Raw genomic sequence first — 690 nt, 5'->3', positions numbered from 1 at the left:
TACTTCATTTTCATAATCTCTAACATCGTTAATTCTTTTGTCAAATTTCTCTGTCTTGCCAGAAATACCAACGTTCCCAGCACTATCATGAAATGGTATGTCAGCAGCCTCCAAAGTGCTACTGCCAGACTTATAATTCCTTTTGGAAGCGTGCCACCCAGCATATAGAACAAGCCCAGTTCCAATGCTCCACTCGCACCGGGGGTAGGAATGTAAAAGGCGACCAAAAAGAGAAGCTCTTGCACACCCCATATTTCAACGAAGGAAATATTCGAAGTGGTTCCCGAAGCACCAAGAAGCCCTATCAAGATGAAATACATGATGAACTTGAAAGTCAAACTGAACGATATGGAAAGCACTATATCCATGAGCATATAATGCGGACCTTTTTTCCAGATGAGTTTCATATAATAATTGAATTCTTCGAATTTTTCAACGAGATGGTCTCTGACTTCTTCGGTCTTGCAATCCATAAATTTGGCAATTATCTTTTTGAGAAACTTTGGTTTTAATAGCGCATCGAGAAATTTCATGAGCATTTTTTTAGAATAGGAAAGGGTAACGAGAAAGATCAATAAAGCAATAGTCAAAAAAGCCCCTAAAAAAGCGAAAATCCCTATTCCAGGAATTTTCAGAAAGGTTTTCCAGTATTTGGGCAGAAAGACCAGAGCTAATATCAGTATGGAGACG

General features: G+C 38.8%; 1 protein-coding gene. It reads right to left on the bottom strand.

What is annotated here, in order from left to right; genetic code table 11:
• The coding region (locus tag AC3LHT_RS02720; RefSeq protein ID WP_488661905.1) for a lysylphosphatidylglycerol synthase transmembrane domain-containing protein at window positions 1-690 on the bottom strand (690 nt) is incomplete at both ends.

This window comes from Kosmotoga sp., assembly GCF_982836095.1.
This window is presented reverse-complemented; position numbering and strand designations above follow the sequence as displayed.